This is a genomic window from Tenuifilum sp., from assembly GCF_037481895.1.
In the GTDB taxonomy this organism is placed as follows: Bacteria; Bacteroidota; Bacteroidia; order Bacteroidales; family Tenuifilaceae; genus Tenuifilum; species Tenuifilum osseticum.
On the sequence record NZ_JBBFKU010000057.1, the window covers coordinates 1 to 11,385 of the forward strand.

General features: G+C 39.5%; 11 protein-coding genes. 3 read left to right on the forward strand and 8 right to left on the reverse strand.

The genetic code is table 11. The features are described from left to right. Nucleotides 1-112: 112 nt before the first annotated feature. The 5 genes from WHS63_RS12725 to cysS form a co-directional block, all read right to left on the reverse strand. Nucleotides 113-1,192: an HpaII family restriction endonuclease gene (locus WHS63_RS12725; RefSeq protein WP_445205433.1), complete on the reverse strand. Its 1,080-nt coding sequence runs from the start codon at nt 1,190-1,192 to the stop codon at nt 113-115. Nucleotides 1,193-1,194: 2 nt separating this feature from the next. Next, nucleotides 1,195-2,463: a DNA cytosine methyltransferase gene (locus WHS63_RS12730; protein ID WP_445205434.1), complete on the reverse strand. Its 1,269-nt coding sequence runs from the start codon at nt 2,461-2,463 to the stop codon at nt 1,195-1,197. Between the two features lie 133 nt (nt 2,464-2,596). Further along, nucleotides 2,597-2,911, reverse strand: a complete 315-nt coding sequence (locus WHS63_RS12735) for a nucleotidyltransferase domain-containing protein (protein ID WP_445205435.1) — start codon at nt 2,909-2,911, stop codon at nt 2,597-2,599. Next, a complete protein-coding gene (locus tag WHS63_RS12740; RefSeq protein WP_445205436.1) occupies nt 2,911-3,300 on the reverse strand; it encodes a nucleotidyltransferase substrate binding protein in 390 nt (129 codons plus the stop codon). The genes WHS63_RS12735 and WHS63_RS12740 overlap by 1 nt, the downstream gene beginning before the upstream one ends. Before the next feature lie 52 nt (nt 3,301-3,352). Then, the gene (gene cysS / locus WHS63_RS12745; protein WP_445205437.1) at nt 3,353-4,822 is read right to left on the reverse strand and encodes a cysteine--tRNA ligase; all 1,470 of its coding nucleotides are present in this window, start codon (nt 4,820-4,822) and stop codon (nt 3,353-3,355) included. Nucleotides 4,823-5,166: 344 nt separating this feature from the next. Here cysS and WHS63_RS12750 point away from each other — a divergent pair, with 344 nt between their 5' ends. From WHS63_RS12750 to WHS63_RS12760, 3 genes are read left to right on the forward strand one after another with little or no spacing between them, the layout of a single operon-like run. Continuing rightward, complete coding sequence (locus WHS63_RS12750) at nt 5,167-6,270, forward strand: AI-2E family transporter (protein WP_445205438.1); 1,104 nt, start codon at nt 5,167-5,169, stop codon at nt 6,268-6,270. 47 nt (nt 6,271-6,317) lie between these two features. Beyond that, entirely contained in the window at nt 6,318-7,247 is a 930-nt protein-coding gene (locus tag WHS63_RS12755) for a T9SS type B sorting domain-containing protein (protein ID WP_445205439.1), read from the forward strand. A 6-nt stretch (nt 7,248-7,253) separates the two neighbouring features. Further along, complete coding sequence (locus tag WHS63_RS12760) at nt 7,254-7,805, forward strand: hypothetical protein (protein ID WP_445205440.1); 552 nt, start codon at nt 7,254-7,256, stop codon at nt 7,803-7,805. A 5-nt stretch (nt 7,806-7,810) separates the two neighbouring features. Here WHS63_RS12760 and WHS63_RS12765 read toward each other — a convergent pair whose 3' ends face one another. Genes WHS63_RS12765 through WHS63_RS12775 form a run of 3 tightly spaced genes read right to left on the reverse strand, consistent with a single transcriptional unit; the run spans nt 7,811 to nt 10,732 of the window. After that, the gene (locus tag WHS63_RS12765) at nt 7,811-8,407 is read right to left on the reverse strand and encodes a hypothetical protein (RefSeq protein WP_445201362.1); all 597 of its coding nucleotides are present in this window, start codon (nt 8,405-8,407) and stop codon (nt 7,811-7,813) included. An 8-nt stretch (nt 8,408-8,415) separates the two neighbouring features. Further along, on the reverse strand, nt 8,416-9,765 hold the full coding sequence (locus WHS63_RS12770) for an ABC transporter permease (protein ID WP_445205441.1): 1,350 nt from the start codon (nt 9,763-9,765) through the stop codon (nt 8,416-8,418). A gap of 25 nt (nt 9,766-9,790) precedes the next feature. Continuing rightward, complete coding sequence (locus tag WHS63_RS12775; RefSeq protein ID WP_445205442.1) at nt 9,791-10,732, reverse strand: ABC transporter ATP-binding protein; 942 nt, start codon at nt 10,730-10,732, stop codon at nt 9,791-9,793. Nucleotides 10,733-11,385 lie beyond the last annotated feature (653 nt).

Sequence of the window (11,385 nt, forward strand, 5' to 3'; positions counted from 1 at the left end):
GTAAAACTATCCCTTAACGGGGATATTTCCAACTCCCATTTTTTATCTACAAAATTTTATTTTGGACGGATGTGAAAAACTATAAAATATATTTTCCTTTTTTGTTTATTGTTTATTTAATAAACCTAATTTGTAAATTTAATTTAATAAAATAATCATTAACATCTTTATAAATAATTCCGAATTCGTGCCTTTTACTGCTTGCAGTTTCTAATTTTGTGTTGTTTATTAAATAATTTTCGAATTCATTTCTATTGTAAATATGATAACATAGCACTTCGCCGCTTTCTTTAACTACTAAATAGCCCCCAGTAGCATCTAATTCACCTGTCCATACTTTTGAAGGCATCATACCTAGAGCAATTTCCGTTAGAAACCTTTTTATTTTGTATTCATAAAAAGGATGGCTCCCAGATAAATCATAATGAAGTGGATTGAGCCTCGATACTTGGTTTATTAACTCTACCAATAATGAATAGTGTGAAGTGTAGAAAAGATAAACTATTTCTGACAATATAATACTTAATGAACTGTCTATTAGAGTTAGATTATTTCCAAAAGTAGTATTTTCAGTTTTAACAAATTTTATTTTCCCTTTTTTTCTAATTATTGATTCAATTCTATCTTTAATTTTACTTTTTGTGTTTATCGAATTTATTTCATTTATTTGTTCGTCGGATAATTCAATATCTTCAATTTTATAAATAAAATTTGTTGACCTACCAGCGTTTAACAATGTAGATGCACCTCCAAGTTGAGATTTAATACTAAAACCTAACTCTGGTTGTGCACCTGTCCTAAAATCATGAATTACTATTCTAATATCACTCTTTACAGTTGATTTGGCTTTTAATGAATGACAATTAAATCTATTTAAGAATTCTTCTATATCTGATATATTAAAAGATGAGGCGTTAGCATTTTTAATTTCTCTCAATAATATTGTGGCTTTATCCTGAAAATCATTAATGGGAATATGAAAAACTTCATTTACTCCATTAATAACAACTAAATTGGAATCAAAAGAAAAACAATATGTTCCATCAGATTCATCACGTAATATTTTAATTATAGGGAATACAAGGTTTTCTATTTTGTTAAGATTTTCATCACCTGCATATAATTTTTTATCAGCTACAATTTTAAGAAGTGCATAAATTTCACTCCATTCGCCTTTGTTTCCAGTAAGCATAATTAATCAATTCCTATTGTTTTTAGTATTATTTTTGCTGTTTCTTGAATAGCTGGTATAGCAACAGAATTGCCAAACTGCTTATAGGCAGAAGCATCAGAAACAGGTATTATAAATTTATCAGGAAAACCTTGAAGCCTGGCCCATTCTCTTGGTGTCATTCTTCTAATTCCTTTTCTATTAACTTCACCTTTAATTCTAGTAACTGGCTTGAAATCCTTAAGCCTATCATCAACTACTAAATTTCTTTCTCTTCCCATTCCTCCACATACCAAAGCATTCGCAACCCCACTATCTTGTATAATTTCAAAACCAAAACCATTCCCTTTGCTAGCGTGTCTATTTTTGTGATTAATCAATGTATTTAAATAAGTTTCCGATAAATAATATTTAACTGATACTTGCTCTTTCTCTTTTATGTCACTAAAACTTAATTTAATGCTTAACGGCTTTGGATATTCAAAAGAATTTATACCTAAATCTCTCCTGAAACCAACAATAAAAACGCGCTCTCTATTCTGGGGGACACCAAAGTCTTTTGCGTTTATTATTTGGGGATCAGGAACATAATATCCTAAATCTTCACGCAGTACGTTAAGAATTGTACGTAAAGTTTTCCCTCTATCATGATTTATTAAACCTTTCACATTTTCAAGGAAAACAGCTTTAGGTCTCTTTCTGTTAATAATATCTGCAACATCAAAAAATAAAGTACCCCTTGTATCTTCAAAACCACCTCTTTTCCCAGCAATTGAAAATGCTTGACAAGGAAATCCAGCACATAAAATATCGAAGTTGTCAGGAATGAAACTTTTAGTCTCTTCTTTAGTAATGTCACCAAAAGGCACTTCACCAAAATTAGTTTTGTATGTTTTTTTTGCTTGCTCATCCCACTCGCTAGAAAAAACACATTTCCCTCCTAGGTTTTGCATCGCAATTCTAAATCCCCCAATCCCTGCGAATAAATCAATAAATTTAAATTTTGGTGACTCTGGACTTGGGAAGGGTACATCATCCTTAAAATCAAATAACATTAATTGTAAGGCAGTTTCAGCGGCTGTCGATGTTATGTCCACCATTGGGTATTTATACTCAAGGGCTCTTTTAACATGTTGAATCGCTTCTTTTCTATAAAACTCTGATTCCTTATCTTGATAATTATGCAAATAATGAGTTAATGCTGCTTGACCATATTCTGAAGCTTCAACGACTCTAATTTTAAAAGTTTTACCACAAACCTCTTCGAATGTTATGTTTTCTTTAAGTATCATTCGTTTACCGAAAATTTATTTTGTGCAAATTAATAATTTTTCTAGATCTTTTCACCTTAAAAACTCTTTAGACAAAGATATATTAATCGATAAAATTTTCATAATTTCAAGAATAAAAAAGGGTGCTGCTTGGTCAACACCCTTTTTTGTAAAATTCCTTGCCTACCCTATCGATATGCTCCTTAAGTTCATGAGTAGAGATTGAATGGTAGTTAACCACATCAACATGGTAGGGAATAGGAATTACCTCATTCAGAATACCAGCAATGTCTAAAATTATTTTGCTGTTTAAACTCTCACCAATCAACGCAAGGTCAATATCGCTCCCGTTTTTATAATTTCCTTTTGCTCTACTCCCAAAAATAATTGCAGCTTCTACCTCAGGGTAACTTTTTAAAACATCAACAATCAGTAAATAACTCTTCTCGGATATACCAAATGTTTCCATTACCTAAGATCCTTTAATTTAGTGTAGAGCTGCTCAATACCATGAATAAATTCATCGCGCACCATTTGGAACGATTGATTTGCAGTAAATTCATCGTAGGTATGCGACATTTGGTTCCGTTTTTCGAGCATGTCGAACCATAGGTCTCCATCTTGAATAAGTCCGTTAGTGAATGCTTCCTTTATGGTATCGCGTGGAAATCTTGCTTCAACACCCATTTCTTGAAGGTAATCCTTCAGTGTCTTCCATCCAAGTTCAAAAGTAAACTCAAAGTAATGTATAACTCCGGCTTTCTCCAGTTCGGATTGATTATTTTTTCTTAAAGCATCTTTTAAAAGTAAAAACGCTTTTTCAAAGTTGACAAAACTTTGATTCCTCTTAAAATCCAATTCTGGGTGATTTTAGATTTAAATTTCAAAATAGAGATACTTAATCGAAACTCTACTCCAACTCCCAGTCGAACCCATCCTTACGGTCGCGAACAATTACCCCTAGCTTTGCAAGCTCATCGCGAATCCGGTCGGATGTGGCAAAGTCCTTTCGCTGTTTTGCCTCCATGCGCATATTCAGCAGCATCTCAACCAGCTTTGCTGTTAACTCAGCATGCTTTGAGCCCGACGTATGCTCATCAACAAGTCCAAGGATATCAAAGATAACTGTTCTAAAGAACGATTTTAGCTCATGTAAATCGGAATCGTTAATGGTTTCCTTGCCCTCGGCAAGCAGGTTAATTTGCCTAACCCAATCGAAAAGAACCGCAATGGCAACTGGGCTGTTGAGGTCGTCGTTTAAGGCTTCGTAAACCTTTTCCTTTAGCAAATCGACCCTTACACTTGAGGTTGCCGATGGTTTAATGCGATCGAGCTGGCGGTTTGCCGCCATCAGGCGGGCAAGGCCCTTATCGGCAGCCTGTAGCGCTTCGTTCGAGAAATCGAGGGTGGAACGGTACTGAGCCTGAAGTATAAAAAATCTTATGGTCATTGGGCTATAGGCCTGTTCAAGCAACTTGTGTGTACCCGTAAAAAGCTCCTCAAGGGTGATAAAATTCCCAAGGGATTTACCCATTTTCTGACCGTTAATGGTAATCATGTTGTTGTGCATCCAGTACCTCACTGCTTGCTTGCCGTTGGCCGCAACGCTCTGGGCAATCTCGCACTCATGGTGCGGGAAAAGCAAATCCATGCCACCCCCATGAATATCGAAAGGTTCGCCAAGGTACTTGGTACTCATTGCCGAGCACTCCAAATGCCAACCGGGAAAGCCATCGCTCCACGGCGATGGCCACCGCATAATATGTTGTGGTGATGCTTTTTTCCAAAGCGCAAAATCGAACGGATTCTGCTTCTCATCCTGCCCGTCGAGCTGACGGGTATTGGCCATTAAATCGTCAATATTACGGCCGGAGAGAATGCCATAGTTATGCTTTTTGTTGTATTTAACCACATCAAAGTAAATAGAACCATTCCGCTCGTATGCAAAACCGTTATCAATGATTTTTTTAACCAGCTCAATCTGCTCAATTATATGCCCCGATGCCCTAGGTTCAATACTTGGTGGTAATACGTTCAGCAACTTCATGGCGCTGTGGTACCTATCGGTAAAGTACTGAACCACCTCCATGGGTTCAAGCTGCTCAAGCCTAGCTTTTTTGGCTATCTTGTCTTCACCCTCATCGGCATCGTTCTCCAAATGCCCAACATCGGTAATATTCCTTACATAACGAACCTTATACCCCAAATGCTTGAGGTAACGGAAAAGCAAATCGAAGGTGATTGCCGGACGGGCATGGCCCAGATGCGGATCGCCATAAACGGTTGGTCCGCAAACATACAAACCTACATGAGGTGGGTTAAGCGGCTCAAAAACTTCTTTTTTGCGGGTAAGTGTATTGTAAATAGCTATTTGGTTCATATCAAACTAGTAAGATTTAATAAGACAAAAATTGCATAGAATTATTTAATTGCCCTAAACTAAAGGCAACATCGGAAAAAGTGATGTATGTAATTTGATCGGTTCATGATTTGCAAAAGTAATGATTTTTAGATTTTTCATGAAGAAGTCAGGAATCAGAAATCGGGAGACCGTGGCCAAAGGCCAGAATAGCCCTGTTTTAACGTACTTTAACTTCCATTAACTTCCCCATATTCGTTTAACGATTCACGGCTTTCGAACCACCATTAACTATTTACCTTTAACCATCACCCCCCATTTTGATTTTTCAGCATTTTGTATTAGGTTTGATAAATTTTAGGAGTATGAACCAGCTTGTGCGGTATATCATTATTGGATTTGTAGTAGCACTGGTTGCTTTTTTGGTTTGGTACTTTTCATCAATAGTAGCCTACATACTCATATCGGCAGTGCTTAGCCTAATGGGTAAGCCTATTGTCGATTTTATTTCTTCAATCAGAATCAGAAACTGGTCACCACCTCGTTTTTTGGGAGCCACCATTGCCCTCATTACAATCTGGATACTTTTCATAGCATTCTTCAGGGTAATGATTCCACTTGTAATTGCACAATTCAACGAGTTGGGGTCAATTGATGTACAAAGCCTAGTGGCATCGTTTGCCGAACCAATTAATTCCATTCAACAATTCATTCAAAACTACTTGCCGGCAAGCGCCCAAGGATTTGTGCTGCAGGATTTTCTGATAACAAAAATATCGGGGATTTTTACGGTTTCAATGATAACTAATGCCTTCTCATCCACGGCCAACCTGCTAATTAGCCTGGTTATTGCCTTGTTTTCCATAAGCTTCATAACTTTCTTTTTCCTTAAGGACGACACGCTCTTTTTTAAAAGCGTAATTCTGCTATTCCCTGAAAAATACGAAATGCAAATAACTCGAGCGCTGGTTAGTATAAACAAGCTCCTGCGCCGCTATTTTGTGGGTATAGTAATTGAGAGCACTGCCATAATGGTGCTCGACACCATTGGGCTTACCATTATTGGCGTTCGTTTTCAAACAGCAGTGGTTGTTGGCTTAATTGCAGGTATAATGAATGTAGTACCTTATGTAGGGCCACTTACAGGAACAGTGCTTGGTACGCTCATAGTATTGGCTACACAGCTTCACCTAGGGTTTACAGCCAACATGCTTACATTCACAATCCTGGTGGTTTCGGTATTCCTAATTACCCAACTTATCGACAATGTTATTTTTCAACCATTAATTTACGGAAACAGTGTAAAAGCTCATCCCCTTGAAATTTTTATTGTTCTTCTGGTTGCAGGTAGTGTTGCCGGAATACTTGGAATGTTGCTTGCCATACCAAGCTATACAGTAATTCGTGTTTTTGCTAAGGAATTTTTTAATAACTTTAGGGTTGTTCAAAAATTAACCGAAAAGATATAGACAGAATATCGATTTTGCTTAATTTTACCTGATAAACCATGCCGGCAATGATTAAAGATATTACCTCAACTGCAGCAACCATTGCAATTGCAATGCTTTTACCATGCCTAAGCTTTTCACAAAATTTTGAAGCCGATTCGGTTTTCACATGGCAACTAGTTGAAACAAACAACATCGGAAGCCAATCAACCCTAAAGTTTATACCCAGAACAGGCGTAACACCAACAGGTTGGGATTTTGGGGACTCCAACACATCGACCGAGGTTGCGCCCACACACACATACTCCTATACAAGCTGGGACGATAGTGTAACCGTTACCCTGAACTATACCCTGAATGGCGAAAGCCTATCGCACTCACGCGAGATTCCTGTTAGCCCTGCTTTCTTTTTTGTTTTCCCCGATAGAAATTTAGGCCGACTTGCCTCGTACAAACGCATTTTCCTTAATGCTTACCGAATACCCAACCACCCCGATAGCTTGGGAAACCTCCGCTTCACCTGGACGGTTGATGGTAGCCCTTTGGCCGGAAACGCTTTCGACGATGTAGCGCTCGACCAGTGGCCAAACATTTACTATACCTTTACCACTGCAGGATTACATCAGGTAAAGCTTGATGTGCGTAATTCAAACAGCGGACAAACAGCCGAGTTTACTCAAACAATAAGAGTCCTGCCCGACTTTACTAGCGGAAAGGTTCCGCTTGAAAATATCCCTAACGTATTTACCCCTAACTCCGACGGGGTAAACGATAACTTCATTGTACCCACCAGCGGCACGGCATGGTTCGATTTTCGTATATTTTCCCGTTCTGGCGGTTTAATTTACAAAGCGGAATCGAGTGTTCTGGTTTGGGATGGCAAGAACAACCAAGGTACCGATATGCCCGAAGGGGTTTACTACTACGTTATAGAAGACCTTTCCGGGCAATATGAAAGCGCTAAAGGTTTTGTATACCTATTTAGAGGGAAAAAGTAAAGTTTAATGAAAAGAATTCCTCAATTCATTCTGTTATTTGCACTTTTGCTTACCTCGTGCAATAATATTGTATTTAACAAGCCTCAGCCTGTTGACGGAAAAAGTATCAGTAATCTAAACAATGCATTTCCGGGAATTTTTATCAGTTCCGATAACGACACGCTAACTATCACCAGGAATACCATATCGCTTGGCAGTGGAAACAAATTTACTGTAACCGGAACCCTAGGAAAAAACCTTGATGTTAGGGAATATTCCAGTGGATTTGTTGTTAACTTTTCCGATAGCGTTAAGGGTCGATTGGTGTGGATTGCTTACATTTTTAAGCTAAGCAACGATTCACTTTTTATTAGCTTTTCCGATTTCGACCCAAACAAGCTTGCTGAGGTTGAAAAGGAAATTGGCAACATAGTGCCATACGAGAAAGTTAATGACGAAAACAAAGAGAACACCAAGATTATCCTAAAACCGAGGAATTCGCGAGAGTTTGACAAGCTTGTTAGCGCAGGAATTTTCAATAAAACCATCTCGATGAAGATGGAAAAACCCAAGCCCTAAAGGGCTTACTGTTCCACCCACTTAAACCACACCCGTTGGTCGAAATAGGGGATTCCATTTTTTTCACATACACGCATGGTGTGCCCAGTGCCACCCGTTTTGGGTTTCGATAAATCATCGTAAAAAATGGCTAAAGTTGCAGGCTGCAACTTAGAGGTACCCACTACCTTTATGGTATCGCGGAGTAAATATCGGGCCTTAACGGTTAAAGCATTATCGCCAAGTGAAAGAAAGCTATCGATAAGCTGCGATACATTGCTACTGTTCTTGGTGTGAAATATTACGTTTGGTTCACTTGCCAGGTCAACATCGTCGAGCGAAACCGTTTGCCTGCCTAAAGTCTCTTTAGTTCTATGGCCGCGGTACGGGGTTACTTGCTGTAAGCGCGATGGGTTAACCATCGAAACTCCCTGCGAAAAGAAGTAATCGGCGCCTTTGGCATTTCCGCTCCTGAAAACAATATGTTTACTGCTGCCTGCGAGCAGCTTACCAACCTCAATTAGTTTGTGCTGGTCGGTAGGTAAAACGGCACGTTTACCCTCAAGGAGGATAACCGTGCCGGGTTTATCGTAACTTTCAAGTAGCTGTTCAATGGTAAGCATTGTAAACTCTACCCTCTGTAGCTAATCCACTTAATCATCTCCTTCCAGGTGTACTTTTTACCGTACATCAGTATGCCCACCCTGTATATTTTGGCGGCTAACCAGGTAATAAGGATAAATGTACCCACAAGCAGAGTAGCCGATAGTGCCAACTGCCAGGTTGGAACGCCAAAAGGCAAACGGGTTAGCATAATAACCGGCGAGGTAAAAGGAATTAGTGAGAACCAGAAAGCTAAAGGCCCATCGGGCGACTTAATTCCGCTAATCATCACAATTATTGCCAGTATCAGCGGTAGGGTAATTGGCAGTGTGAGCTGTTGGGTATCGGTTATACTTTCCACTGCTGAGCCTACGGCTGCAAACATAGCCGCATAAAGTAAGTACCCAAAAAGGAAGTAGAATATAAATCCTCCAATGAGTAATGGGAAGTTCTGGTTCTTGAGGGCCGTAAGGAAACTCATTCCCTCACTGTTTGCAACTGCAGTAGCCTGTTCCTGAACCTGTGCCATTTGGGGGTCAGCCTGGGCCATGGCCTGCATTTGCTCAGTAGCTGGTTTTGTGGTCATTTTGCTGCTTATGATGTTGATACCAACCCCGGCAAGCGCAGCGGTCATTACCACCCATATCAGTATTTGCAGCAGGCTCACTGAGGCCATCCCAAAAATTTTACCTGCCATCATCTGAAACGGCTTAACCGATGAAATGACAACCTCAACCACGCGGTTTGTTTTCTCCTCAATAACCCCCTGCATTACCTGGTTACCGGTAATAAGCACCATCATATACATCAAAAAGCTCATGATGTAAGCTATTGCCATAGCAATTAGGGTGTTACTCTCCTTTTCCTCACCTGTTTGGCTTACCTTTATCGATTTTATTGAGATACTGGTTTTAACATCGGCAAGTATCTTATCAAGATTATCGATATTATAGGTTTTAAGCTTGCGCGCCTCAATTTCCTTTTCTAAAGTATTCTCCAGGTGCTGCATAACATCAATGGCAGGCTGTTTCTGGGAGTAAATGGTGAAAGCTGCCTGATTAGGTGTGGAGGTAGAGTCAATCACCAATAGGGCATAATAGCCTGTTTCATTTAAGTTTTCCTTAACCTTCTCGGCAGGAGTATCGGTTACGTAAGTAACCTTGATATACTCAGTTGAGGGAATTACATCAATATACTGTTTGGTATTATCAACCACGGCAACGGTTCGTACCTCGGTAACCTCAAGCGAAGCCAGGTAGCTTGGAAGTATGGCTATGGCTGCAAAAAATATTGGCGAGAGCAGGGTGGTTATGATAAACGATTTCTTCCTGACCCTGGTCATGAACTCGCGCTGCATTATGAGAAATATCTTGTTCATACTATTTTCTAGTTTAAGTTTTAACCTAACTGATTACTAAACCGTGCTTTTGATTATACTCCTTCACTACCTGTATAAAAATATCGTGCATGCTAGGCACAATGGGATTGAAGGAAACTATTTCAACAGCCAGAATCAATTCCTGCAAAAGACTATTGGCATCGGATTGCGATTTTAATCTAACCTGCGCCTTAGGTAGCGAGTTGTCGGTATCAATCTTCAACAGTTCGAACCTACCTTCAACCTTTTGCCTTAGTGAATCGGGATTGCCACGGAAAGCTATTTCGAAAACATTGCTACCGTAACTCTGACGCACCTCATCAATTTGCCCGCTTAGGATGTTACGCGACTTGTTGATTAGGGTGATATGGTCGCAAAGCTCCTCAACCGATGCCATATTGTGGGTTGAGAAGATAATGGTTGTCCCTTTACGTTTCAGTTCCAGTATTTCGTCCTTTACGAGCTGAACGTTTATGGGGTCGAACCCGCTAAACGGCTCATCAAAAATGAGTAGCTCAGGCTCATGGATAACCGTAACCATAAACTGAACCTTTTGAGCCATACCCTTTGAGAGCTCCTCAATTTTCTTATCCCACCAGGCCTGAATTTCGAATTTCTCAAACCAGTACTTTAACCGCTTCATGGCCTCAGCACGGCTAAGCCCCTTGAGCTGTGCAAGGAATAGGGCCTGTTCACCCACCTTCATCTTCTTGTAAAGTCCCCTTTCCTCGGGTAGGTAACCAATACGGTAAATATCGTTAGGTTGCATGTGCCGACCATCAAAGAGCACCTCGCCCCTATCGGGGCCAGTAATTTGGTTTATGATACGGATAAGGGTAGTTTTTCCCGCTCCATTTGGCCCCAAAAGGCCGTAGATGCTACCCCTTGGCACCGATATGCTAACATCGTCGAGTGCCAAATGGTTGGAGTAGCGTTTCTCTATTCCTTTAGCTTCAAGTAAATGCATCGCTTTTCAATGATTTTTGTAAGTACTGTTTATTTTGACACGTAAAGATATAAAGTTGAAGGATTCCTGCAAAAAATGTAGGGAAAAATAGCTTTTTTATTAATGAAGCATTATTATACAATACTGTTCAATCAAAATTTTTTGTCCAATGTCGTCTAGAATACAAAACAGAGCCTCGTTTTGTCATGTTGTGCAAAGTGAAGGATATAATTAAGTGTGCAGTGTACAGTGGGGGGGGTGTTTAAGGATAAAGGATAAAGGATAAAGGATAAAAGGTAAAGGCTCAAGGTTCATGTAAAAGGGTAAATGTCATAGGTTTAGGATTTATTATCAACTATCAACCATCAACTAAATAGGTATCACAGAGTTACACAGTGTTACACAGTGTTACTCGGTGTTACACAGAGCATATGGAGTGATATTCACGAACAACAACTCACGAACAACGAATAACGCTTCCAGCCCCGTAGGGGCTAAACATTTGTAACTACATGGCTTATCCTACTGTAAATCGATGAACGCTGTGGTATTCCAAAGAGTAAGAGTGAAGCGTTTCATCGCAACCTAAAAGCATTACAAAGAGCGGTTTACACGTTCTTTCTTGTCTTGATACAAGAAAGAACCAAAGAAAATCAAGGCTGAAATGCCTAACC

What these genes read in the sequence shown, in the direction of transcription:
- WHS63_RS12730 (WP_445205434.1), bottom strand. Translation starts at nt 2,463, where the DNA reads ATGATACTTAAAGAAAACATAACATTCGAAGAGGTTTGTGGTAAAACT.
- WHS63_RS12735 (WP_445205435.1), bottom strand. Translation starts at nt 2,911, where the DNA reads ATGGAAACATTTGGTATATCCGAGAAGAGTTATTTACTGATTGTTGAT.
- WHS63_RS12725 (WP_445205433.1), bottom strand. Translation starts at nt 1,192, where the DNA reads ATGCTTACTGGAAACAAAGGCGAATGGAGTGAAATTTATGCACTTCTT.
- cysS (WP_445205437.1), bottom strand. Translation starts at nt 4,822, where the DNA reads ATGAACCAAATAGCTATTTACAATACACTTACCCGCAAAAAAGAAGTT.
- WHS63_RS12770 (WP_445205441.1), bottom strand. Translation starts at nt 9,765, where the DNA reads ATGAACAAGATATTTCTCATAATGCAGCGCGAGTTCATGACCAGGGTC.
- WHS63_RS12760 (WP_445205440.1), top strand. Translation starts at nt 7,254, where the DNA reads ATGAAAAGAATTCCTCAATTCATTCTGTTATTTGCACTTTTGCTTACC.
- WHS63_RS12775 (WP_445205442.1), bottom strand. Translation starts at nt 10,732, where the DNA reads ATGCATTTACTTGAAGCTAAAGGAATAGAGAAACGCTACTCCAACCAT.
- WHS63_RS12750 (WP_445205438.1), top strand. Translation starts at nt 5,167, where the DNA reads ATGAACCAGCTTGTGCGGTATATCATTATTGGATTTGTAGTAGCACTG.
- WHS63_RS12765 (WP_445201362.1), bottom strand. Translation starts at nt 8,407, where the DNA reads ATGCTTACCATTGAACAGCTACTTGAAAGTTACGATAAACCCGGCACG.
- WHS63_RS12755 (WP_445205439.1), top strand. Translation starts at nt 6,318, where the DNA reads ATGATTAAAGATATTACCTCAACTGCAGCAACCATTGCAATTGCAATG.